Source organism: Lachnospiraceae bacterium, assembly GCA_025758065.1.
Taxonomy (GTDB): domain Bacteria; phylum Bacillota; class Clostridia; order Lachnospirales; family Lachnospiraceae; genus Enterocloster.
Genome location: CP107199.1, coordinates 1,737,905 through 1,763,112 on the forward strand (window position 1 = coordinate 1,737,905; position 25,208 = coordinate 1,763,112).

A 25,208-nucleotide genomic window follows, 5' to 3' on the forward strand; every position below is an offset into this window, starting at 1 on the left:
CAGAACCTTTTTTAGCACTGTTTACCCATTCAGAAATTTTCTTATCCCTCTTGGAAGGACTTGTACTCCGTCTATTGTTTTTCGATTTTCCCCGCTCTACAATGTAGACAGAACGATTAAATGATTGTTTATTGATATTGAGAGGTGAGAAAGATGCTTTTGAAGGATGCGAAGATTGGACGGGCTTATACCGTAAAGTCCATTCATCTTCCCTTTCAGCTTGAGCGGCGTTTGGAGACTTTGGGCATGACCCGTCAGACCGCCATCTCTGTGCTGAACCGAAAAGGAAAGGGAATTTTGATTATTAAACTGCGGGGCACCCGGTTTGCCTTGGGGTATAACATTACCAAAAATATTACAGTGGAAGAAGGTGACGTGCATGAGTGAACAGGAAATGACCATTGGATTTATCGGCAACCCGAACTGCGGCAAGACCACCCTGTTCAACGCCTATACCGGGGCCAACCTGAAAGTGGCCAACTGGCCGGGCGTGACCGTGGAGAAGGTGGAGGGCGTCATGAAGGACCACGACCTTACCATCCATCTGGTAGACTTACCCGGCACCTACAGCCTGACCTCCTATACCATGGAGGAAACCGTCTCCCGGCAGTTTATCCTCAGCGATGAGGTGGATGTCATCATCAATGTGGCGGATGCCTCCGCACTGGAACGCAGTCTCTATCTGACCTTGCAACTGCTGGAGCTGGGCAAGCCAGTGGTGCTGGCTCTGAACATGATGGACATTGTGGAAAAGCGGGGCATGGAGATCGACCTGTACCGTCTGCCGGAGATGCTGGGCATCCCGGTAATCCCGGTCTCCGCCCGTCAGCGCCGTGGGCTGGATATTCTGCTCCATGCCGCCGCCCACCACAAGGATTGCACCGACCCGGACTGTTTGATCCACCACCATAAGGTCCGCTCCAAACACCGGCACGATCACCACTCAGAGTATGCCATGGTCTATTCCGATGAGATCGAGGACAAGATCGACCAGATCATGCCGGAGCTGAAGCGTCGTTATCCAGGTCTGACGAACTACCGCTGGCATGCGCTGAAGCTGCTGGAGGAGGATAAGGAGATCACGGAGAAGTACCCGGTGAACCTTCCCCAGGTGCTGGATCGCAGCTACGAGTCGGACATCATCAACCAGAAATATGACTTCATCGGGGAAATCATCGGTGAAGTCCTGCTCCACAAGGAACGGCAGGATCTGCTCACCGAGCGGGCGGACAAGCTGCTCACCAGCAAAGTGTGGAGTATCCCCATCTTTCTGGTAATCATGGCCGTTACCTTCTTTTTGACCTTTACCATTGGCGACTGGATCAAGGGATATTTTGAGCTGGGCATTGACTGGCTTTCCGGCGTGGCGCAAAGTGGTCTGACGGCAGTTCACGCCGGGACAATCCTCACCTCGCTGATGGTGGACGGTATCATCGGCGGCGTGGGCACCATTGTCACATTTCTGCCTAATATTTTGATTCTTTTTTTGTGTTTGGCACTACTGGAGGACAGCGGTTATATGGCCCGTGTGGCCTATGTGATGGAGGGCATCATGAGCAAGCTGGGGCTTTCCGGCAAAGCCTTCATTCCCATGCTACTGGGATTTGGCTGTACGGTTCCCGCCATCATGGCTTCCCGTGCGCTGGAAAGCAAGCGGGACCGCTTCAAGGTCATGCTGGTAACGCTATTTATGAGCTGCAACGCCCGGCTGACCATCTACATCTTGTTCTCCGAGATGTTTTTCGGAGACAACGCCATGCTGATGGCTTACTCCATGTACCTGATTGGCATTGTGGTTGCCATTGTGGTGTCCGCCGTCATCCACCTTCTGAATCGGAAAAAGAGCGTCAATTACCTGATGATCGAACTGCCGGAGTATAAGCTGCCCGATTCCCGGACGGTGGCCATCTATGTGTGGGAGAAGATCAAGGATTATCTGGAAAAGGCAGGCACTACGATTTTTATTGCTACGCTGGCGATTTGGCTCCTGCTGAACTTTGGCCCCCATGGCTATTCCCCGGACATGGCACAGAGTTTCGGGGCTATAATTGGTAAGTGCCTGGTTCCCTTCTTTGCCCCCATTGGCTTGGGCTTCTGGCAGATTGCCGTGGCTCTGATTGCCGGTGTCTCCGCCAAGGAAGTGGTGGTGTCCAGCTGTGCTGTGTTGTTCGGCATTGTCAACGCCAGCTCGCCAGAGGGGATGAGTGCTTTTGCATCTGCATTGAACGGTATCGGCTTCGGGCCTCTCAATGCCTTCTGCCTGATGGTGTTCTGCCTGCTCTATATTCCCTGTGCGGCGGCTCTGGCTACTATCCGCAAGGAATCGGGAAGTTGGGCATGGATGGGTTTTACCGCCATTTTCCAGTTATTGGTGGCGTGGATTGTCACTTTTGTAGTGTACCAGATTGGATCTTTTGTAGTGCTTTAAGCAAGCTATTTTTGCAAAGAGTCCAAATGGAGGAGGTTTATATGGCATCTTTGATTTTACTCATTGTATTGGCGGTATATTGTATCTGGTCTTTGAGACGCATGGTAAAACGCCGAAAAGAAAATCGCGGGAAGTGCGCAGGTTGCCCTTATCAGGGTACTGGAATGTGCCGATAAAAGCTGCATTTTGCCCAAACAGAAGAACCCTTTTCCCGAATAGCAGGATATAGGTTCAAACCGTTGACGAGGACGGTTTTCCTGCGTATGATGAAGATACAATTAAACGATGATTTAATTGTTCTGACAACAGGAACAAATTAAGAGAGGAGATTTTCAAAATGAAAAAGACTTACAAAATCGATGTGGATTGCGCTAACTGCGCCAACCTGATGGAGGATGCAGCCCGCAAGACCAGCGGCGTACAGAGCGCTACGGTGAATTTTATGACCCTCAAGATGAACGTGGAGTTCGAGGAAGGTCAGGACCCCAAGGCTGTTATGCAGGAGGTTCGCAAAGCCTGCAAGAAGGTGGAACCCGATTGCGAGATCTTCCTGTAAGCCAGCGAAACGAAATGCCCTGTTGAGCGGCAGCTTGCAGGGCGTTCTTTCTCTTAGACAAATAAACGAATAAGCAATCGTGAAAGAGGTAAAACGAAATGCAGGAGTATATCATCAACGGTCTGCTGGTCGTGGTGGCTCTGCTGGCCGTGATCCTTCAGATCATCGGCACGCGGCCCTCCGCCGGTATGACCAAAAAACAAAAAGTGATGTTGTGGCGGATTCTGACTGCTACGGTTCTACTGTTGATTTTGCAGGTCCTGGGCGCAGGCGCATTTGAAGTGTTTGGCGCGGCAGGCCGCTGGGTACGTCTGGCTGTGTTCCTGGTGGATTATCTGGTCATTGGCTACGACATTCTGGGAAAAGCCGGAAAAGGTATCCGCAACGGTCAGGTGTTCGATGAGCACTTTCTGATGGCGGTGGCTACGCTGGGTGCGCTTGCCCTGGCCATATATGAAAACGGCGACTATCTGGAGGCCATCGCGGTTATGCTGTTCTACCAGGTAGGTGAATGGTTCCAGTCTTATGCTGTGGGCAAGAGCCGCCGGAATATCAGTGATCTGATGGACATCCGTCCTGATTATGCCAATATCGAACGGGATGGCAAACTGGAACAGGTGGACCCGGACGAAGTGGGGATCGGCACCATTATTGTGGTACAGCCTGGCGAAAAAGTTCCTATTGACGGTATGGTGGTTCAAGGTGAATCGACGTTGAACACCGCCGCGCTCACAGGCGAGAGCTTGCCCCGCGAGGTCAAAACCGGGGATGAGATCATCTCTGGCTGTATCAATATGACAGGCTTGCTCCATATCCAGACCACCAAGGAATTTGGCGAGTCCACTGTCTCCAAGATTCTGGATCTGGTGGAGAATGCTTCCTCCCGGAAGTCCAAGTCGGAGGACTTTATCTCCCGCTTCGCAAAAATTTACACCCCTGCGGTATGTTATGCCGCACTGGCCTTGGCAATTCTGCCTCCTTTGGTGCGGATGTTCGGTATGGGGCTGGATGCAGGCTGGGAGACCTGGATCTATCGTGCGCTGACCTTCCTCGTTGCCAGCTGCCCCTGCGCTTTGGTCATCTCCATTCCTCTGTCTTTCTTTGCAGGAATTGGCGGAGCCAGTAAGGCGGGCGTTCTGGTGAAGGGGTCCAACTATCTGGAAACCCTGTCACAGGCTAAGATCGTGGTCTTTGACAAGACCGGTACTCTGACCCAGGGCGTGTTCGAGGTCAACGCCATCTACCACAACGAGATGGACGAACGCAAGCTGGTGGAGTACGCGGCCCTGGCAGAGAGTGCTTCCAGCCATCCCATCAGCAAGAGTTTACAGAAAGCCTACGGTATGGAAATCGACCGCAGCCGTGTAACCAATATTCAGGAGCTCAGCGGCAACGGCGTGATCGCCACAGTGGACGGTCATCAGGTGGCAGCTGGTAACGACAAGCTCATGAATCGTCTGGGCGTTCAATCTATTCCGTGCCACAGCGTAGGCACCATCATTCACATGGCGATTGACGGGAAATATGCCGGACACATTGTTATTTCCGACATCGTGAAGCCTCACTCCAAGGAAGCCATCCGGGCATTAAAGTCGGCTGGGGTTCGCAAGACTGTGATGCTTACTGGTGACGCCAAGAAGGTGGTTGACAGTGTAGCCTCCGCTCTTGGCTTGAATGAGGTCTACAGCGAACTGCTCCCTGCTGATAAGGTAGAGAAAGTAGAAGAGCTAATTCAGATCAAATCGGAAAAGGAAAAGCTGGCTTTCGTAGGAGATGGCATCAACGATGCCCCGGTGCTTCGCCGGGCAGACATCGGCATTGCTATGGGCGCTATGGGTTCTGACGCTGCCATTGAAGCTGCGGATGTAGTACTGATGGATGACGACCCAATGCAAATTTCCAAAGCAATCAAAATCTCCCGCAAGTGCCTTGGCATCGTCTATCAGAACATCGTGGTGGCCATCGGCGTAAAACTGGCCTGCCTCGTACTGATTGCGCTGGGTTTCGCCAATATGTGGCTGGCCGTGTTCGCGGATGTGGGCGTAATGATCATCGCCGTCCTCAATGCTATCCGGGCACTGTTTGTGAAAAATCTTTAAAGTTCAGAAATAAACGAAAACAGAAAGGAGGCCCCCAATGAATGATTCTTGGCCTCGTGAACCGCAAGGGCGGGAACTGGAAAACCTGACACAGTTGTTTAAGGTTCTGGGGGCCCCTTCCCGTATGAAGGTTCTGTTTCAGATCGGTTCCTCAGAGGCGTGTGTCACTGAAGTAGCTGCCAGGCTCAATATGTCAGAGTCTGCTGTTTCTCACCATATCCAAATTTTACGCATGAACGGTTTGGTTCGCTGGCGCAGGAGTGGAAAGGCTATTTACTATGTTCTAAAAGATGACCATGTTCGCTCAATTATCTTTCAGGGATATGAACATATTAAAGAATTCGCTAGTTAGTAGGGAGAAAAACAAATAATTTTAATCACCTGCCGGACGACGGCAAAAGAAAAAGCCGTCGTCCAGTAGGTGATTTCCATGTAAATATGATATCATGGGTTTGTATGCGAGAATGGAAAGAAGATGGAGCAACCCTTGGAGAATAAGTGATGAACAATGTTCTGGGGAATGGCTCTTTGATCAGTATAAGGTGTACGGGGGATTTCTAAGAGAAAATCAAATCGGAAATGCAGGATTGGCCTGGAGCACAGGAGACTGTGCAGGAAATCCTGAAAGGGGACGAGTAGAAAAAAGAGCAGCTGCTTGAGCAGGAAGTGCAGAAGGAAGAAGAAAATAGGCAGAGCAGTTGATGATGGAATGTCCGGTGCAGTGTGGGTGTAATGCTCATGTTGCATCGGCTTTTTTTGTAAAAAAAATTTTTAATAATGTTGGTTTTTAACTACTCTTAACTCAAATATTGCATCTTAACTCAAAAAGAGTTATAATACAGAAAAAGAGTTAAGATTGCAGGTGATGACATGGAATATCTCGATAAAGTTCTGGGAGTCAAGGTTACCTATGAGGATGTAGAGTTTAAGCATTTGCCCAATTTTATAGCCACAAGGTACCGTTTACAGATGGTGTCAATGAATGAACAGAAGATGATTTTTCTTTATCCTAAGACAGAACTGGAGCAGATTGAAGTACTGAAAAAACATATTGCTCGGATACAGAAAAATGAGAACTTGCCTGTTGTGCTGGTGCTAAAAGAACTTGGCTTTCGCCAGAAAGAATATTTGATTCGTGAGAAGATTCCATTTATTGTAGATGGAAAGCAAATTTATTTGCCCTTTATGGCAGTGTATTTGCAGGAACGGTGCAGCGCCGAAAAAAAGACAAGGGAAGAAATACTTCCATCGGCGCAGATGCTTCTACTGCATTTCATTTATGGAGGCGCACAGGAATTATCTACAAGTCAAGCTGCGAAAGACTTGGAACTGACACCTACTTCTATATCAAGGGCATCAAGACAGCTTGAAGAAATGGGATTGCTGCATATCAGAAAAGTCGGTGTGCAGAGGATCATGCAATCTGAGGATTCTCCGAAAACACTGTTCCAAAAAGCAGGAGATAAGTTGCTGAATCCAATAAAACGAACGGTTTATATTCCGAAAGAATTGCTGGGAACAGAGCTGTTGGAAAGTGGATATTCGGCGTTGGCAGAGTATTCTATGCTGAACACACCGAATGTCAGATGTTATGCGGCAGAAAGAATCTCTCAATGGAAAGATGTTATGACCAATAGCTTGCAGAATTCGTTGGTGCAAGTGGCCGTAGAGATGTGGAGATACAATCCACGAAAATTGTCCACGCGAAACATTGTAGATGAGCTTTCGCTGGCATTGGCATTGAGAGAAGATGCAGATGAACGGGTTGAAGAAGCAGTAGAAGAAATGTTGAATGAACTGTGGAGGAAGATAGATGGTTACAGGAATTGATAGCTTTAAGGAATGGTTCAAGGGCAGTGAAGAACAATATGCTATCATTGGTGGAACTGCGTGTGACATTCTGATGACGGAGGAGGGACTGGACTTCCGTGCGACAAAGGATATTGACCTTGTTTTGATTATAGAAGCAGTTGACGCAAATTTCGGAAAGAAATTTTGGGAATATGTAAAACAGGCGGGATATGAGCATTGCAACAAAAGTTCGGGTGTGCCGCAGTTCTATCGCTTTAGTCACCCAATTACAAATCAGTATCCTGCAATGATTGAACTTTTCACGCGAAAGCTGGATGCCATCCAACTTCCAGAAGATGCAGTGCTAACACCGTTACCGATGGACGAAGATATTTCGAGTCTGTCTGCTATTCTTTTGGACGATGATTACTATGAATTTTTGAAGCAGGGGAAAGTCACCGTTGATGGAGTGACTGTCTTGGATGCGGCATATTTGATTCCGTTTAAGGCAAAAGCGTGGATGGATTTGACAGATCGTAAGGCCGCAGGAGAACACGTTGATAGCAAAAATATCAAGAAACATAAGAATGATGTTTTCCGTCTGACGGAGTTGATTGATCCCACCGCCAAGGTAGTGGCTCCCCAAGGAGTTTATGCCGATATTCAAGAGTTTGTCCAGCGTATGAAAAAAGAAAACTTGGATATTAAACAGTTGGGGCTGGTTGGCAGAACAAAGGAGAAGATTCTGGAAGAATTAAAAGCAATGTACGAGACACTTTAATATAGATATTTGAACAGACAAGGGCGTGTCAGTAAGGATTCGATTGACTTGACCAATAACAATCAGAGAATAAAAACGGAAAAACTGTTTTTAGATGAGGAAAACCATGAAAACGCTCTGCATCACAGCACAAGGACTTTGATGCATTGGCCGTGACTCAAATGGTCACCAGGAAAGATGAATAACAGTTTACAGAAAACAGAATAGAAGCTGATGAGCCAGGACGAGCTGGCAGTTATGGATGGCGGCAAGTGCATCTTGCAGTTGCGCGGTGTGCGTCCGTTTCTTTCAGACAAGTATGACATTACCAGACACCCTAATTTCAAATACACAGCTGATGCAGACAAGCGAAATACCTTTGATATTGAAGCATTTTTGTCTGCCAGACTAAAACTCAAGCCTGATGAGATCTGCGATGTATATGAAGTAGACACGGAGGGCGTGTAATACGGTTCCGCTGAGAAAGGAGTGATCGTATCTATTTGCCGCAACTGCCTCTGTTGAGGTCATTGGCGTACAAAGCGGGCAATCATCAACAAAATAATGAAAAAGGAGGACAGCTGGAATCAGGCTCTCATATATCGAGGGCAGATTGTTCCGGCTTTTGTGCGCTTATGAAACAAATCTAACTAATCATTCAAATGATTCCGGCTAATATTATTTATGGCATTTTTTGAACAGGCAATTACCGTTCTTCAGACTCTCGTTATCGCTCTGGGCGCTGGTCTTAGTATCTGGGGTGTCATCAACCTGTTGGAAGGTTACGGCAACGACAACCCTGGCGCAAAATCTCAGGGCATGAAGCAGTTCATGGCTAATTAAAGGGAACAAAAAGAAAGGAAAAGCACAATCCAGACGGTATCAGCGGCAGGCTACAAGAATAAATTGTGATTACGCAAGATTGGTGCTATAATAAGAGAAAAGTTCCTGCCGGGGCAGCCGCCCCGGTGGTGTGGATAGAAAGGCAGGAAAACAATATGCACATCAACTATAAACCACTCTGGCATACACTGTTAGAGCGTGATATGAGAAAAGAAGATTTAAGGCTTGCCGCCGGTATGACAACGAATATGATTGCCAACATGAGCAAAGAGGGAAAGCACATCAGCATGGACACATTAGCCCGTATCTGCGAAACGCTGAATTGTGAGATTACCGATGTAATTGAGTTAGTACCAGACGAGCCTACTTCCACAGGAGGTAAGGAACATGAGCGAATTGAAACAAAGAATAACAGAAAATGGAATTGATTATATCCTTGTCGGAGATTACTACATCCCGGATTTGAAGCTGCCGGAAGAACACCGCCTCATTGGAAAGTACGGACGGATGCACCGGGAATATTTAAGAGAAGTCCACCCAGCCAGATTGAACACATTGACCCTGACCGGGGAGTTATGGACATACCTTGCAGACCTGAATGAACAGGCACAGAATTGGTTAGATATCATCATGGAGCAGATGAAAGCCGCCGAGGGTGTGACAGAGGAATTGAAGCGAACCCAACAAATGGAATGGGTACACCGTTGCAATAACATTTACAATAGGGCAGAAGAAATTGTTTTGCATGAGATGATTTATGCATAACGGTATGGTAGAATGATTATGACAAATTAGAATTTGTAAAGGAGACATTTTTAATGACTATGAACAAGGGTGTTTCCGTAAGAATAAACAGGATAAATCTCAATAGGGAGAAGAGTAAAAAATGATAGAGGCGTTCTTGGATTTCTTTCAATTATATACGGTGGATGCCGATTATTTACCAGACTTTTGGCTTACAATGATACTTCTTTATCTGAATGCAGGTCTGTATCTTAGCGACCTATATAATCTGGTGAAGCGCAAGTCAAAAGCGGAAACATTCAGTCTGATGGCGATACCAGGAGTCTTTGCAGTAATTTTCGTGTCGATGCTATCAATTTTTGCGCATGTACCGAATCTGCAGAGCATAGCTTCACAGGCCAAACGCCTGAGCCTGCTTATAACGGCAATACAGCCACAAACGAATTTTGCGCTGCTTCTTATTGTATTTCTTTATCCGATTCTATGGGGAATCGGGCTCTTACGACAAAGGAGGCATGAACACGGCAGCCGCAAACGCTGGGTGCTGTCCTGCATTCCTGATTATATTGCATGGATCATACTGATATTGGGCATCGGTTATCACCTGTTTTTCGGGGAAAATATCCTGAATAGTGTTCTGGAAAATGCGGAGGCTGGAGATTTACTGGCCCTTTATGGCTCCCGCAGAACCTGGCTCTATATATGGATGTATGGAATTTATATCCTTGTATGCAAGGAAGTGGTGCTGCTTGTCGGCCTTTTGTCTGAACTTTTGCTTATGCGAATTCCGCTTCGCTACCATAGTGGGCAGAATGCTGATACCTTTGTCAGCTTTTATTATCTGTTTTGCCAGAATGCCATTTTTCGTGGGATTTCCCTGCTGGAAGCTGTGTTGGTGATTCCGCTTTGTGGAGTGATGCTTCGGGAAGCGGCATCGCCTTTCAGTGATTACTCGTCGATTATGATATACGCAGTCTTTTTGCTGCTGACAGGCGCAGTGTTTGTCGTTCTTATCGCCATTGGTCCGGTCATGCGGACACTTTCCTGCTTCGATGCATGGGGACAGCGCAAGCAGATCAGAGAGCTTTTCTGTACGGAATATTTTCTCATGCAGCCGGTTTCCAGCAACAGATCGTTCACGGTCACTCATCATTTTATCATTGACGAACAGGACGCCGCCGGTGTTTACTATCTTCCGCTTCTCACAGACATCAGCGGATGGGCCTCCCCGAGAAAGAAAGCAGGCAAATGGAAAATGCTCTCTTTCGCAGATGGCAGAACCCTTGAATTGTCAGAACACGAGGCAGAAGCCGCCAAGGAAATGCTCTCTTATGCATCCAACCGTCTCTATGCCCAGAAGATAACTGGAGAAAATTGGAGCAATAAAAACAATATGCCTGGCACAGAGGAAACCTGGAACCCACTCATAAGTCCGGCAACATCGATGTATCAGAAACTGGTCAAGATATTTTTAGGTCTGATGGTTATTCTTTTTATGATGAGCTATCAGATACTGAAGTAATTGAAAAAAGAAGCAGGCAAACGAGTATATAACTATCAAGAGGGCGATTATATGAAGCTTTGGATTGAATAACATACAAATTCCAGCTGAGCAAAATCGCTGCGCGATGGCCTGCCAAGGCTGTGGCGCAGTTTTATTATGGACTTTAGTCTGTTGAGCCCATTGGAGTTTTTCGTTGTTCCGAAAAATGGAGATGGGCGAAACAATAAACCACCCGCTATGCGGGTGCGCGTCGATTGTTATACAAAAAATCACCTTTCCGTTTACAATAGAGTTGTTCAGGCTGTATTGCAGAAAGGAAAGGTAATTTATGGCGAAGAAAGAAAATTCACTTGCGCATATGAAATGGATGTGCAAATATCATATCGTCTTCACACCTAAGTATAGACGAAAAATAATTTACAATCAATACAAAGCGGATATAAGAGATATTATAAAACAATTGTGTAGTTATAAAGGTGTTGAAATTATTGAGGGTCATCTAATGCCAGATCATATCCATATGTTAGTAAGTATTCCGCCAAAGATAAGTGTATCATCATTCATGGGATATTTAAAAGGGAAAAGTGCGCTTATGATATTCGATAAACACGCAAATTTAAAGTATAAATTTGGAAATCGTCATTTCTGGGCAGAAGGATATTATGTTAGCACAGTAGGATTAAATGAGGCTACAATAAAAAAATATATCCAAGAGCAGGAAAAGCATGATATAGCAATGGATAAGCTAAGTGTAAAGGAATATGAAGACCCTTTTAAGGGTTAATGCCAAGTAGTAACAATACCCTTTAAGGGGTAGCGACGAGTCAAGAGCAATATGGCTTGAACGGAGCTGTGGGAAGGCTGTGTAAACAGAATTCCCACAGTCTAAAGAGAAAGCCAGCGCCTTGAGACGCTGGCCTAGTAACAAGGGCTTATAGCCCTAGTGCAAACCACCCGTTGGACGGGTGGTTATGATTTTTATTAAAAAGCAGTGGAATTACTTTTCATAATCCGTTATTGTTAAGTTACCACACGAAACAACTGAACTAAGAAAGCTCCACTGCCTATGATAAGAATAACATTTTCCAGTCTCTTCCGCAATCGGAATTATGACGCTAATGCACCTCCGAATTAGGTAGATGTAATTATTAACACTACTTATTCTGGAGGTTTTATTATGTATAAAGATATTTTTGAATCCATCCGCAATGAAGCGGAAAAACGTAACCTGCGTGAAAGAACTATTCAACTGTATTGCTCTGATGTCAGTTACTTCCTTCGTTGGATTGGAAAAATGTTTCTGATCTTACACTTGAAGATGCGGAAAGTTTTCTTACTGCCAAACGTCTGGAAGGAAGGTCTCCTGAAACTCACAATCACTATCGGTCTGCAATCAAGTTCTTATATAAAAAGGTGCTGAAGACTGTCTGGGATGATGACACTGTTCCAGCTATGAAAAGAGAGCGCAATCTTGCCTGCTGTTCTGTCCTGCGATGAAATAAATGCAATCATTGACGCCACTCCGAATCTGAAACATAAAGCGATTATTGCAACTATGTATTCTTCCGGATTACGTGTATCGGAGGTCGTTCATCTCCATTATGATGACATTTCCCGTGCCAACATGACAATTCATGTTCGTGAAACCAAAGGCAGAATTGACAGGTATACGATTCTGTCTCAAAAAAATTTAGACCTTCTCACTGAGTATTGGTACAAATGTGGTCGCCCTAAAGATATCCTTTTTCCAAGTTCCTGGACCGGTGGATATCTTGATATAACCGGTGTTAACCAGTTCTTTAAGAAAAGTGCTAAACTCGCCGGCATTACCCGTCATGTTTCCTCTCATGCATGTCGTCATAGTTTTGCCAGCCACTTATTCGAAAGTGGCACAGATATAAAATATATCCAGTCACTTCTGGGACATGTTGATCCTCGCTCTACAGATGTTTACCTTCATGTGAGCAACAAGACACTTCTTGGGATCCGCAGCCCGTTCGACAACCCGGAAGGTGGTGAATCATGAGTAAGGATTGTACGATTCAGGATGTTTTTCATCATTTTTATTCATCATTTTTATTCATCATTTGAATCCACACATGATATTTCTCCCGCTCAGAGAAAAGCCGCTTACCACATCATGAATTGCAAAACCGGCGCCTTTGGTGTGAATGTAAGCGTATGCGAGGACTGCGGTTGCATATCAGTCCACTATAACTCCTGCCGTGACAGATGCTGTCCTATGTGTCAGGAGTTTCCAAAAGAAAAGTGGGTAGATGTACGGCGTGAGGATATCTTAGATGCTCCTTATTTCCATGTAGTTTTTACAGTTCCAGAAGAACTTAATCCCATTATCTACAGCAACCAGAAATTCTTATACACTGCGCTTTATCATGCGGCTTCAGATACTCTTAGTGAACTTGCTGCTGATTGTAAATATCTTGGGACTGATATCGGCTATATCTGTATCCTCCATACATGGGGAAGCACCATGAATTTTCATCCTCATATCCATGCGATTGTTCTTGGTGGAGGGCTGGATGTGAAAAATCATTGGAAATACAACGGGAAAGAGTTTTTTCTTCCGATTAAGGTGATCTTCAAAAAATTTCGTGAAAAATACATGGCTGAACTTAAGCAGCTCTGGGAAAATGACAGGCTTGAATTTCATGGATCGGCTGCACCTTACAAAAACTACTATACTTTCAAGGAATTGTTAAATACCTGCTATACAAAGGAATGGATTCCTTATTGCAAGAAACCATTTGACGGTGCCGAATCTGTCATCAGATACCTTGGAAAATACACCCACCGGATTGCTATCAGCAACTACCGTATCAAAGACATGACAGAATCTACAGTTACTTTTTCCGCTAAAGATTACAAAAACCAAGGGCATTGGAAAGAGATCACCATATCCGGCGAGGAATTTATCCGTCGATTTTTAATGCATGTTCCTCCAAAACGTTTTGTACGTATCAGGCACTATGGTCTTCTTTCATCCAGAAATAAGAAGAAAAAGATTACCCTATGCAGAAACATCCTTGGTTGCAAAAAATATATTTCCAAGCTAAAAGATATGGATGCACCTGCCATTATCCGTCTTCTTTATGATAAAGATATATGCAAGTGCTCTTCCTGTGGTGGTAAGATTATTCCTCTGCCTACAGAACAACATTTTATAAAACCAAAACCACATATGCTCTGTTAACGTATCATAACTGTATATTTTTTTTAGCTTCCTTAGGGAGGCTTATTTCTGGTGTCATAATACAGGACTGAATTATAAATTCTATGTGTTTCTATGTGTACACGCTATCCTATTATAAATAGAGTGTCATAATTAAAAGTCCATATAGAGTTGACGCGCTTTGTTCAACCAGAAAGAATCGAAATTGATGCAAACGAAAGGGCAGTTAATGAAAAGTCTCAATACTGCTTTTTCGTTTGCACCACCTTCGATTCTTTCCTTAACGATTTGTTTGTCGATAACCAGGGAACCGATGCCGTGTACAGTTCACTAATCACTCAACAAAGCTGGGAGGGAGAAGATGAGGCGATCATTTCTGTCTATAGGCTGGGTGAAATAGAAGGAAGTTTTATTGATAATGGAAATGGAAACCTTGATTTCACATCGGATGACGGCAGCATTAAGGGAACTATCCAAATCAACGGATGGAATGGAGCAACTTTTGAAGTCACGGAAACAATAGGAGCAGTTCCATTCTCTGTAGGGGAGAAATTTGAGTTTCCTTTCGCATTTTAGTCTAAAAGATGGTGATTTAAAATTATGCGAAAGTAGCCATCCCGATGACTTGTCCAATTTGTAGAGAATGGAAACTTTTAGGTTGCGCCGAGATTGACGAAGCGGCACGAAGCCGCATGGAGCTGATCGTGCCAGAGCTGGCAAAGCAGTACGGCGTGACAGAGCAACTGAAAGCTGAAAACCAAATGAAATGGGTGCGGCAGATGAACGCTTGCAAGGCGCAGGCAGAGGAAGTTGTGAAAGCAGAGTTGATTTATAATTGAGCGAGGAAGTCCGGGCAGAAAACTGTTCGGACTTTTCGTTTGCGCGCCATGGGCGCGCTCTCGCAGGTGAAAGTCCTGAACATGCCCAGGTAGTGGGAAATGTATAGCTGAACAGCAAGGGTGTCCATCGTGAGGTGGAATCTGAAGGAAGCTGTAGGCAAATCCTTGGTCCGACGGACAGAAATCGCATATGAGGCTAGGCTTCGAGAGATAAGCTGGCGAAAGACAGCAAAGTCTAATAACTACCACATTTGTAGAAGCAGAGTAAATGCGGCGGGTTTATGAGGAGAAAGAGCGTGCACCTTAAGCGTGGAGGTCTCACAGAGGTTTCATTTGCCTAGTAACAACGAACTGTGAGAAGTCAGCAGAGCCCATAGTAGTGAAGAAGTTTCTGTAATGGAAATGGAGCAAAGGGGCGAACAATCAATAAGTTTGAGTATAGCTCGTATTGCAGAAATGGCAACATCTGCCGTAACCAATCGGGTAAAAGGTGGTCAAATCAAGCGAGACGGAAAGGAAAGAACGCATGAACACAAGTAGTCTAATGGAGCAGATACTTTCTAGCGATAACCTCAACAGAGCATATCTGCAAGTCGTACGAAATAAAGGTGCAGAGGGTGTGGACGGAATGAAATACACAGAACTTAAAGAACACCTTGTAAAGAACGGCGAAATCATCAAGGAACAGTTGAGGACAAGAAAGTATAAGCCTCAGCCAGTACGAAGAGTGGAGATACCAAAGCCTGATGGCGGTGTCAGAAACCTAGGAGTACCAACAGTAACAGACAGATTTGTACAACAGGCCATTGCACAGGTACTTACACCAATCTACGAGGAACAATTCCATGCCCACAGTTATGGATTTAGACCAAATAGATGTGCACAGCAAGCAATCCTAACAGCGTTAGACATGATGAATGATGGTAATGATTGGATTGTAGACATTGACTTGGAAAAGTTCTTTGACACAGTGAATCATGACAAACTTATGACCATTATCGGTAGAACTATCAAAGATGGAGACGTCATCTCTATCGTTAGAAAATATCTTGTCAGTGGAATCATGATTGACGATGAGTATGAGGATTCTATAGTGGGAACACCACAAGGTGGAAACCTTTCGCCTCTTCTGGCGAACATTATGCTGAATGAATTAGATATGGAAATGGAGACCAGAGGGCTAAACTTTGTACGTTACGCAGACGACTGTATCATTATGGTCAGAAGTGAAATGTCTGCCAATCGAGTTATGAGGAATATCTCACGATTTATTGAAGAGAAACTAGGACTTAAGGTTAACATGACTAAAAGCAAAGTAGACAGACCAGATGGACTTAAATATCTTGGTTTTGGATTCTTTTTCGACACGCAAGCACAACAATACAAGGCAAGACCACATGCAAAATCAATAGCTAAGCTCAAAACGAAAATGAAATGGCTCACGAGAAGAAACTGGAGTGTCAGCAATCGCTATAAGATTGAAAAGCTTAACCAGCTAACCCGTGGATGGATCAATTATTTCGGAATCGGTTATATGAAGTGGTTATGCAAAGATATGGATGCGCTAATTCGTAGAAGATTGCGTATGTGTATCTGGGTGCATTGGAAAACCCCACAAAATCGTGCGAAAAACCTAATAAAGTTAGGAATGTATAGTAAGAAGGCTTATGCAATAGCATACAGTGGTGCACGGGTAGCTCGTTTAAGTGAAGGTGCGCTAAACTATGTAATTACCAATAAGAGACTAGCCTCATTTGGCTTGGTCTCAATGTATGACTACTATACCGAGAGGTTTGTTAAATGTTAAGTTGATTGAACCGCCGTGTACCGAACGGTACGCCAGACTGTCTAACGATTGGTATTCATGATATAATTAAGTTACAAGATATAGAGATTGGGGACTTAATTATGGCATATATTGTTGGAACAGACAGAAATCAATCCAGAATGATTACTGCATCGTTAGATGATCTAATTGATAAAGATAATTCGGTTCGCGCAATTGATGCCTATGTTAATTCATTAAATTTACTCGAACTGGGTTTTACAGAATACAATGGGACTAATAGAGGACAATCTCCATATCGTCGTTCCGATTTGTTGAAACTGCACATTTACGGATATTTAAATAAAATCAGATCGAGCAGAGCTCTGGAAATAGAGTGTAAACGAAACCTTGAACTCATGTGGTTGATCAACGCAATAACACCAGATCATGGAACTATCGCTGGCTTTGTAAAAGAGAATAGAAAAGCGTTTCATAACACATTGCAGCAATTGACACTTATCCTTAAAGGATGGGGATTGATCGATGGAAAGCTAATGGCAATTGACGGCACTAAAATTCGTGCGCAAAACAGCAAGCACAATTGTATCACCCAAAGCGGTTTGGATAAAAAAATTGCTTATGCTGATGAGAGAATAAATTCGTATCTTATGGCTATCGAAAAAGAAACTCCTGTTGATTCTGAATATAAAGATAAGTTGGAAACCTATCAGAAGCTAAAAGAAGAATACTTGTGCCAAAAGAAGGAACTTTCAGAAAAAGGGTTAGAACAAAAAAGTCTTACCGATCCTGATTCCAGGCGAATGAAAAATAACGGGTCTTTGGATATTTGTTACAATGTACAGTCTGTAGTTGATTCACAAAATCATTTTGTCGTAGATATATCTACAACAAATGATATCAATGACCAAAATCAGCTTCATGTCATGGCTAAGAACGCAAAAAAGCTTTTAGATATCGAGGAATGTACTGTCATCGCTGATACCGGCTATTATAATGCGACTGAAATTAAAAACTGTATTGATGATGGTATGACTGTATATATCAAAAAATCAAAAGCCAATAATAGTACAAAGAACAATGAATTTCGTAAAGAAAAATTCACCTATAACTCGGAAAATGATACATACACTTGCCCAGCAGGTGAACGATTATTATTTTTTGAAAACACGTCAAAGAATGGATTGAGATATAAAAAATATAAGTGTACATCCTGTTCTACGTGTAAATACCATAATAGTTGTACATCATCTAAAACTGGAAGGACGCTTCAACGTTGGGAATATGAAAATATCCTTGCTGATGTTCATAAATCAACATTGGAAAACAACAACGTTTATAGACAGAGACGATGCATCGTAGAACATCCATTTGGAACGGTCAAACGCTCTTTGGGGTATAGTTTCTTTCTTAGGCGTAAAAAGGAAAATGTTGATGCTGAAGCAGCATCCATGTTTATCGCTTATAATTTTAAGCGATTATTAAGTTTGTTCTCGACACAGGAATTGATTAAAAAATTTGAATAGTTACAAAGAAAAACAAAACAGGATATCAGAAATAGCTTTTGGAGTAGCCCTCTATTCAATAGAATGAAGAAAAATATGAGAATCCGTTTATCAGACTGTCGATTTTACCACCTCAAAAGGGTTTTGTTAGACAGTCTGACGCACGGTGGTGTGAGAGGTCGGCTAATCAACTAATGATTAGCCTCCTACTCGATTTTAAATCCACCCCCCATCCAACCCAATGATCTGTCCTGTAAGATAGGATTCTTTATAACCAAGATGATAAGCCAGATCAGCTACTTCTTCTGCTTTTCCAAGGCGTCCTGCCGGTATCTCATCTACCAGTGCGATCAGTTCGTCTTCTTCCATCCACTGGTTCATTTCTGTGTCAATGGCGCCGCAGGCAATAGCATTGACCTGAATGTTGCTTGGCCCCAGTTCTTTGGCAAGAGCACGGGTCAGAGCGTTGATGCCGCCTTTGGTTGCAGAGTAAGCTGCTTCACAGGAAGCTCCTGCAACACCCCATACAGAGGAGATATTGATGATCTTTCCCTGTTTTTGGTGTACCATATAAGGGATCGCCAATTTGCAGCAGTTAAAAACAGAAGTTAAATTCATATGGAGAATTTTATCCCAGTCTTCACTGCTCATATCCTGAAGCAGTCCGATGTAGGAAACACCGGCATTATTTACCAGTACATCTATACCTCCAAACAGTTTCTTTATCTTTGCGAACAATTCTTTGCAGCAAGCCATATCCCCCATATCTCCCATATAGGCAAGACAAGGTACCTGATAATTCTCAATTTCTTTTTTTGTCTGCATCAGGCGGTCTTCATTGCGGATGCAGCTGATGGCTACATTATAGCCTTTCCGGGCAAATTTAATGGCAATGGCTTTTCCGATACCACGGGAAGCGCCGGTCACAAGTACAGTTTTTCTTGACATAAGCTCACGTTCCTTTCTGCATGTGTACAGTACTGTTTCTGTTCGCGTGCTCCGCGATCAGTGACGCAGTATTTGCTCCTTTTATTTTAGCACAGAATGGAGAGGTTGGCATATATCTGGTTGATCTGTAAAGAGAATTGTAAGAATTTGAAGTGCAACAATAGTAAAATCTATGCTATAATAATTACGAATTGGTTACAATATATTAAGAGATAATGAAAAAATAGACAGGAAACAATAAAAATGACATCACATATCTATGATCTGATCATAATCGGTTCAGGACCGGCCGGGCTTGCAGCAGCTGTATATGCCCAGAGAGCCTGTCTGGACACTCTGGTAATCGAACAATCTACGGTAAGCGGCGGACAGATATTAAATACCTATGAAGTGGATAATTATCCCGGATATCCCGGTATCAGCGGTTATGAGCTGGGAATGAAGCTGCGGGAACATGCAGATAAGCTGGGGGCACATTTTAAAGAAGATACGGTTTTAAAAATAGAGGATAAAGGCCCGAAAGAAGTGAAAAGGGTCATTGGAATGAATGCGACCTATGAAGCCAGGGCACTGATCCTTGCAACAGGGGCATCTCATAAAAAACTGGGGATCCCAGGGGAAACAGAACTGGCAGGAGCTGGTGTTTCTTACTGCGCTACCTGTGATGGTGCATTTTTCAGAAACAGGACCGTTGCTGTGATCGGTGGCGGTGATGTGGCAGTAGAAGATGCTGTTTTCCTGTCCCGTATGTGCAGCAAGGTATACCTGATACACAGGCGGGGAGAACTCCGGGCAGCAAAAAGCCTTCAAAACCAGTTGTTTTCAAAGGAAAATGTAGAAATCCTCTGGAATATGCAGGCTCAGGCCATAGAAGGAAACGGTACAGTAGAACGTCTGATCCTTTCAGAGAATGGTACAAGGAAAAAGAAAGAACTTTCCGTTCAAGGTGTGTTTATTGCTGTAGGAATACAGCCGGAAACAAAGGCTTTTGAAGGGATTGTGGATATGGAACAGGGCTATATCAAAGCAGAGGAAGAAGGGATTACTTCTGTGCCTGGTATTTTCGCAGCAGGAGATGCAAGAACCAAGAAACTACGGCAGATCGTTACAGCAGCGGCAGATGGAGCTAATGCAGTGACCAGTGCAGAGCAGTATCTGTCAGACTTAAAGAGAGGATAAGAATACCGATGAACACATGGAAAAAATTACTGATCATCAGTGGAATGTGCAGTCTTGCAGGTGTGATACCGGCTTTTGCATCCACAAATCTGGAAACAGGTTCCTCTCTTGCAGGAATTTCCGTAGCACTTAACAATTATTATGCAGGAAATACACAGCCTGAAAAGAAACTGGCATCTTCCTACGATCAGTTAGAGGCAACAGCAAAGAATAACAGCAGCGTGACAAAAGCGGCAGCAGAGACAAAAGCCGCAGCATCAGCAACTTCAAATACAAAGGCAGAAACGAAAGCCCAGACATCTTCCGGAGCCAAAGCAGAGACAAAAGCAGCAGCCCCAAAGGAAACAAAAGCAGCTGCTTCACAGACAAAGGCGGCATCCTCCTATGATAATATTGCAGTATCCAAAGTAAGCGGATCTGTTAATATCCGTACAGAGGCTAATACCACCAGTTCCGTTACAGGAAAGATATACAATGATTGTGCAGCTACCATTTTGGACACAGTAGAAGGGGAAGGCGGAAAATGGTATAAGATCCAGTCTGGTTCTGTAACCGGCTATATTAAATCCGAATATTTTGTTACAGGGCAGAAGGCAGAGACCAAGGCAAAAGAAGTAGGAAAGACCTATGGAACTGTAGTAGATACTACAAGCCTTCGTTTAAGGGAAAGTCCGGATCTGACCAGCAAAACCCTGACTCTTTTATCAGAAGGAGCCCAGTATTCCGTTGTAGGCCAGGAAGGTGATTTCTTAAAAGTATCTGTAGACACAGACCTGGAAGGCTATGTATTCAAAGACTACATGAAGACCAGCGTGGAATTTAATAAAGCTGTTTCAGTAGAGGAAGAAAAGGCGAAAGAAGAAGATGAGGCCAAACGCAAAGAAGAAGCGGATAAGGCTATAAAAGAATTAGAAGCTGCAAAGAAAGCGGAAAGCAAGGCAGCACAGACAAAAGCCGGAACAACAGCATCAAAGAAAGAAACAGAAGCTGCAAAGACCGAAACAACGGCTGCTCCAAAAGCAGAGACCCAGAAAGAAACTGCAAAAGAGACAGAAGCAGCGGTCAAAGTCATTGCAGCCAATCCTGAAAAGGCGGAGGATGTGACAGTGGCAGCCCCAACTGTAAAACAGGAAACAAAAGCAGAAACTAAGATAGAGACAAAAGCGGAAACAAAAGCAGAAACCATAGTAGAAGCAAAAACAGAGACCAAACCGGAAGGTCCTGGTACAAAGAAGGAGACAAGCTCTTCTAAGAGTACCGAAAGCTCTTCCGTAGAAACAGCCTCCAGAACTGCCCTGATCGCTTATGCACAGCAGTTTTTAGGAAATCCATATGTATATGGAGGTACCAGTCTGACCAAAGGTGCTGACTGTTCCGGTTTCGTTATGAGTGTATTCTCTCATTTCGGTATCAGTACAGGCCGAAGCTCCAGAGACCAGGCGGCCAGAGGAAAGACGATCCCAGTCAGCGAAGTAAAGCCGGGAGATCTGTTATTCTATGCCAGCGGAAGCTATATCAACCATGTAGGTATTTATGTAGGAAATGGAAAGATCATCCACTCCAGTACACCTGCAACAGGTATCTGTTACACACCATCAAATTACAGAACACCTTGCAAGGCAGTTACATTTTTTGACTGATTCTGATCAAAGGTACATAATCATATAACTAAATGTGTGCGAAAGAGCATATGAAAATGGGGAGCCAAAACTGGCTCCCCTAATTGTTTTATGAAATTTTAAAAGTTGTCAGAACCTGCTTTTTACTATGAAAGTCCCGGACGGCAGCCGCGAATGAGCCATGCTTGCATGAGCGAATTCACGGGTATCGGACGGGCAAGCCGGTATGAGCAAGGAGCGCGATAGCGCGGATTGCGAATGCTGGCGACGATTGCGGGAGCACCAAAGGTGCGGAGCAATCGGCTTTCATGAATGGTGATGCCTGCGTCAGCAGGCATGTCCGTTTAGAATTCAGGCTCGATCAGTCCATATGTACCATTTTTACGCTTGTACACTACATTTACCTGTTCTGTTTCGGAGTTGAGGAATACGAAGAAAGTATGTCCTAACATCTCCATCTGAAGGCATGCTTCTTCAGGATTTACTGGCTTCATAGCAAATTTTTTGGTCTTAACGATCTGGATATCATCTTCATAAGAAGTATCTTCCTCATCCTCGATAAAAGCCTGGGAGAATGCAAGTGCACTCTGCTTCTTGTCGATGAGTTTCTTTTTATATCTGCGGATCTGGCGCTCGATGATCTCTTCTACCAGATCAATGGATACATACATATCGGTGCTGCTTTCTTCAGCACGGATGGTATTACCTTTAACTGGAATGGTCACCTCAATTTTCTGTTGGTCTTTCTGGGCGCTGAGCGCTACGATCACTTCGGTGTCAGGAGTGAAAAAGTGTTCCAGCTTTCCGATCTTCTTTTCAACGGCTGCTTTCAAACCTGGAGTTACCTCAATATTTCGTCCTGTTATGGTATAACGCATAATCATCAACTCCTTTTTCTGAGATATGAACATTATATCATGTTTATTGTAAAATTACAACTAAAATTCTGAAATTGACTAATAATTTATCTTAATTTTTTATAAAAAAAGTATATGGGAGATGCAAAAGAATATTGAATTATTAATAAGGGACATTTGAAAATGTCAATAGGAACAGCGTATATTTTGGTCAGAAACAGCAGATTTATAAGATATATACAAAAAAGAAAGAAAGGACAAATGTAAAGGAGGTGTAAAAAAGAACAAGTAAAAATATGTGGATAATGTGGATAAGTCGGTGTATAACTAGAAAATCCAGAAAAACCGACAAAATCTGATGTGGATAACTCTGGGGGAAAACTTTGTGGATAACTGTGGACAATGTGGATGTGCACAAAACCGAACATACTTTTTGTGCAAGATGTCTGGTTTACCATAATAAGTGAGGAAATGTAAACTTTTTATGAAGTCGTTGAATTAATTTACGTCAAGCCTGACTTTCGGAGTTGAAGTATAAAACATGGTGCTAAGCCAAGGATTAAAACCTGTGGCTTAGCATTTTTTTGATGTCTCCTTCGTTCAAAAAATACGATGTCAGTGGTAAGCTGCACAGCTCTGACAATTCCCTGATAAATGATGTACCATGCGATAGATTTATATATTTTCTGTCTGATATTTTGGCAACTCTGAAGTCACGTACGAATTCAAACAGCTCTTCGGAACTATAACCATTTTTTAATATCTTGAACTGCAGTAATCTTGTCAGTAATACGGCCAGATAGCAGATTAAAAAATGTCCAACAATGGTATCCTGTTTTTGCAAGTATACCGGTCTGGCATCCAGCTGTGACTTCATGATCCGGAAGGATTCTTCTATTCTCCAGAGATTGTGGTATGCATTGTAGACATCCTTATCTTTCATGGAAATCTCGGAAGTGACCAGCATGTTGTATCCGGCAAGCTCCAGGGATTTTTGAATGAGTTCCTCATTCATGGTGACTTTTACTTTACCATCTGTGTCGTTGCCCTTTTTATCTGCAGCAGTAAAAATGACATATTTTGCAGAATCACCATACTCGGATTTTTTAGCCTGCGAAGCTTTCAGAAGCCTTGCTTTTTCAACTTCTTTATTAATTTCGTAGATCTGTTTTTTGGCAAGTTTTGGATTGAAAGTAACAATCCTTTTTTCTGTGATCCGGAACTTTTTTAAAGAGCCTGTTTCAGACTCGGTAAATTTATATTCAAATTCATCTACACATTCCTTAATGCGATACAAAGTCTCCCCGGCAGCATTTTTTACATCCCTGTAATTATTAGGGAGCAGTACCCAGGTCTTTTCCGTTTCCGGAAGCATCTTTACGGACTTAGAGAAAATATATCCATCCCCATTTTTGAGCGCATGGAAGATATTTTCAGCACAATTCAACCCTTTGTCGGCGATCTGTATGGTTCTGCCGGACACAGAGTTTCTCTTTTTCAAATCATCAATGATATTTCTGATCACCGGCTTTTCACTCTGATTGCCCGGAAACAGCTTCATGCCGATGGGAATCTGATTTGCATCAAGCAGGAGTCCCAGACCAACAATCGGTTCTTTTCTGTTTTCCTTGGAAGGTCCTTTTTTCCGGAAATCATCTTCCCTGTCGATCTCAAAGTAAAAGTTAGTGCAGTCAAAGTAAGTATGAGAGGTATCAAACTGATACATCTGTTGGATCTGATGATTGTAGATTTCAATGATCTTTTCGTATTCGCAACCGATATACTCCAGCCCGTCATAGAGCTGGTTTAAAGAAAAATCGTAGGATTCAAAAAGCTTTGGAATCACTTCGTCATAAGTCTTTGATTTTGAACATGGCTGGACAAGCCTTGCGTAAACAAGGGCAGAGATCATGTCAAAAACATTAAAGCGGAAGTCAGTAGCGGTCTGCATGAGATCAATATACTTTTTGACAGAAAGCTTGTCGTTAATGTTTTTCATCGGGAAATAGCCAATGAGTTTTTCCGGCGAATCATCTGAAATCTGCTTCGCTTTTTTTGCGGCTTTTGCAGCATTTGCTTCCTGGTTCAGTCTGATAACTTCTTCTTTGTAGAAGGAGATAGGATCGTCAATGCCCTTTGCCTGAAGCTCATGAACATAACCAATAGGTTTATAAGCCTTGTGGGCAGTATGCCTGCGTTCAGGATCGTAAAAGCTTGAATAAATCTGAAGATAAGTACCTTTTTTGTTGTTAGTTTTTTTAAGAAAATATGCCATAAAAGTCACCCTCTTATAGTATAGCACCATAGCACCATAAAAGCAAGTATAAAAAAGAAAATTTGTCAAGTTTTTAAAACAAAGAAAAAAGCCAGCAAATATGCTGACTTGAGGATAAAATATATTTCATTAACTCTCAAAAAATAAAGTGCTAAATCCTAAAGACGGGCACTATAAAAATCATAAAATTTGACAAAAAAATAAGCCGTAAATGGCTTAAATAAAGGATTTGTATTAAAACACTAAAAAAAGAAGTGTAAAACTCCCGACAAAAAAGAAAAAAGT

21 protein-coding genes and 3 pseudogenes are annotated in these 25,208 nt (G+C 43.4%); 21 read left to right on the plus strand and 3 right to left on the minus strand.

Annotated elements, in window-relative coordinates:
• The first annotated feature begins 153 nt into the window (after window positions 1-153).
• The 19 genes and pseudogenes from OGM16_08120 to OGM16_08210 all read left to right on the plus strand — a co-directional run bounded on the left by OGM16_08120 (window position 154) and on the right by OGM16_08210 (window position 18,066).
• Complete coding sequence (locus OGM16_08120; protein ID UYJ48191.1) at window positions 154-387, plus strand: ferrous iron transport protein A; 234 nt, start codon at window positions 154-156, stop codon at window positions 385-387.
• Entirely contained in the window at window positions 380-2,428 is a 2,049-nt protein-coding gene (gene feoB / locus OGM16_08125; protein UYJ48192.1) for a ferrous iron transport protein B, read from the plus strand. The genes OGM16_08120 and feoB overlap by 8 nt, the downstream gene beginning before the upstream one ends.
• Window positions 2,429-2,765: 337 nt before the next feature.
• Window positions 2,766-2,984, plus strand: a complete 219-nt coding sequence (locus OGM16_08130; GenBank protein ID UYJ48193.1) for a cation transporter — start codon at window positions 2,766-2,768, stop codon at window positions 2,982-2,984.
• Between the two features lie 188 nt (window positions 2,985-3,172).
• Window positions 3,173-5,083 carry a heavy metal translocating P-type ATPase gene (locus OGM16_08135; protein ID UYJ48414.1) on the plus strand — a complete coding sequence of 637 codons (1,911 nt, stop codon included), beginning with the start codon at window positions 3,173-3,175 and terminating at the stop codon, window positions 5,081-5,083.
• Window positions 5,084-5,120: 37 nt separating this feature from the next.
• Complete coding sequence (locus tag OGM16_08140) at window positions 5,121-5,435, plus strand: metalloregulator ArsR/SmtB family transcription factor (protein ID UYJ48194.1); 315 nt, start codon at window positions 5,121-5,123, stop codon at window positions 5,433-5,435.
• A 518-nt stretch (window positions 5,436-5,953) separates the two neighbouring features.
• The gene (locus OGM16_08145; protein ID UYJ48195.1) at window positions 5,954-6,913 is read left to right on the plus strand and encodes a MarR family transcriptional regulator; all 960 of its coding nucleotides are present in this window, start codon (window positions 5,954-5,956) and stop codon (window positions 6,911-6,913) included.
• Complete coding sequence (locus OGM16_08150) at window positions 6,897-7,655, plus strand: hypothetical protein (GenBank protein ID UYJ48196.1); 759 nt, start codon at window positions 6,897-6,899, stop codon at window positions 7,653-7,655. Before OGM16_08145 ends, OGM16_08150 begins: the two co-directional genes overlap by 17 nt.
• Before the next feature lie 207 nt (window positions 7,656-7,862).
• Window positions 7,863-8,102, plus strand: a pseudogene (locus OGM16_08155) (hypothetical protein).
• 216 nt (window positions 8,103-8,318) lie between these two features.
• The gene (locus OGM16_08160; protein UYJ48197.1) at window positions 8,319-8,477 is read left to right on the plus strand and encodes a Maff2 family protein; all 159 of its coding nucleotides are present in this window, start codon (window positions 8,319-8,321) and stop codon (window positions 8,475-8,477) included.
• A 155-nt stretch (window positions 8,478-8,632) separates the two neighbouring features.
• On the plus strand, window positions 8,633-8,905 hold the full coding sequence (locus OGM16_08165; protein UYJ48198.1) for a helix-turn-helix domain-containing protein: 273 nt from the start codon (window positions 8,633-8,635) through the stop codon (window positions 8,903-8,905).
• Window positions 8,865-9,242: a TnpV protein gene (locus tag OGM16_08170; protein UYJ48199.1), complete on the plus strand. Its 378-nt coding sequence runs from the start codon at window positions 8,865-8,867 to the stop codon at window positions 9,240-9,242. The genes OGM16_08165 and OGM16_08170 overlap by 41 nt, the downstream gene beginning before the upstream one ends.
• A gap of 121 nt (window positions 9,243-9,363) precedes the next feature.
• Window positions 9,364-10,743, plus strand: coding sequence for a hypothetical protein (locus tag OGM16_08175; protein ID UYJ48200.1), 1,380 nt, complete (start codon window positions 9,364-9,366; stop codon window positions 10,741-10,743).
• 310 nt (window positions 10,744-11,053) lie between these two features.
• On the plus strand, window positions 11,054-11,509 hold the full coding sequence (gene tnpA, locus OGM16_08180; protein ID UYJ48201.1) for an IS200/IS605 family transposase: 456 nt from the start codon (window positions 11,054-11,056) through the stop codon (window positions 11,507-11,509).
• Window positions 11,510-11,902: 393 nt separating this feature from the next.
• Window positions 11,903-12,751: pseudogene (locus OGM16_08185) on the plus strand (site-specific integrase).
• 21 nt (window positions 12,752-12,772) lie between these two features.
• Window positions 12,773-13,936, plus strand: a complete 1,164-nt coding sequence (locus tag OGM16_08190) for an IS91 family transposase (protein UYJ48202.1) — start codon at window positions 12,773-12,775, stop codon at window positions 13,934-13,936.
• 297 nt (window positions 13,937-14,233) lie between these two features.
• Entirely contained in the window at window positions 14,234-14,491 is a 258-nt protein-coding gene (locus tag OGM16_08195) for a hypothetical protein (protein ID UYJ48203.1), read from the plus strand.
• An 83-nt stretch (window positions 14,492-14,574) separates the two neighbouring features.
• Window positions 14,575-14,754: pseudogene (locus OGM16_08200) on the plus strand (TnpV protein).
• Window positions 14,755-15,280: 526 nt separating this feature from the next.
• The gene (ltrA, locus tag OGM16_08205) at window positions 15,281-16,561 is read left to right on the plus strand and encodes a group II intron reverse transcriptase/maturase (protein ID UYJ48204.1); all 1,281 of its coding nucleotides are present in this window, start codon (window positions 15,281-15,283) and stop codon (window positions 16,559-16,561) included.
• Window positions 16,562-16,662: 101 nt separating this feature from the next.
• The gene (locus tag OGM16_08210; GenBank protein ID UYJ48205.1) at window positions 16,663-18,066 is read left to right on the plus strand and encodes an IS1182 family transposase; all 1,404 of its coding nucleotides are present in this window, start codon (window positions 16,663-16,665) and stop codon (window positions 18,064-18,066) included.
• Window positions 18,067-18,261: 195 nt separating this feature from the next.
• On the opposite strand, the gene fabG is transcribed toward OGM16_08210, so the two are convergent.
• Window positions 18,262-18,993 (minus strand): 3-oxoacyl-ACP reductase FabG, encoded by a 732-nt coding sequence (fabG, locus tag OGM16_08215; protein ID UYJ48206.1) that lies wholly within the window; start codon window positions 18,991-18,993, stop codon window positions 18,262-18,264.
• A 243-nt stretch (window positions 18,994-19,236) separates the two neighbouring features.
• Between fabG and trxB the strand changes: the two genes are divergently transcribed.
• Both trxB and OGM16_08225 read left to right on the plus strand, forming a co-directional pair.
• Window positions 19,237-20,172 carry a thioredoxin-disulfide reductase gene (gene trxB / locus OGM16_08220; protein ID UYJ48207.1) on the plus strand — a complete coding sequence of 312 codons (936 nt, stop codon included), beginning with the start codon at window positions 19,237-19,239 and terminating at the stop codon, window positions 20,170-20,172.
• 8 nt (window positions 20,173-20,180) lie between these two features.
• Window positions 20,181-21,812, plus strand: coding sequence for an NlpC/P60 family protein (locus OGM16_08225; protein ID UYJ48208.1), 1,632 nt, complete (start codon window positions 20,181-20,183; stop codon window positions 21,810-21,812).
• Between the two features lie 323 nt (window positions 21,813-22,135).
• On the opposite strand, the gene raiA is transcribed toward OGM16_08225, so the two are convergent.
• Together raiA and OGM16_08235 are read right to left on the minus strand one after the other, a co-directional pair.
• Window positions 22,136-22,669, minus strand: a complete 534-nt coding sequence (gene raiA, locus OGM16_08230; GenBank protein UYJ48209.1) for a ribosome-associated translation inhibitor RaiA — start codon at window positions 22,667-22,669, stop codon at window positions 22,136-22,138.
• Between the two features lie 538 nt (window positions 22,670-23,207).
• Complete coding sequence (locus OGM16_08235) at window positions 23,208-24,923, minus strand: IS1634 family transposase (protein ID UYJ48210.1); 1,716 nt, start codon at window positions 24,921-24,923, stop codon at window positions 23,208-23,210.
• Window positions 24,924-25,208 lie beyond the last annotated feature (285 nt).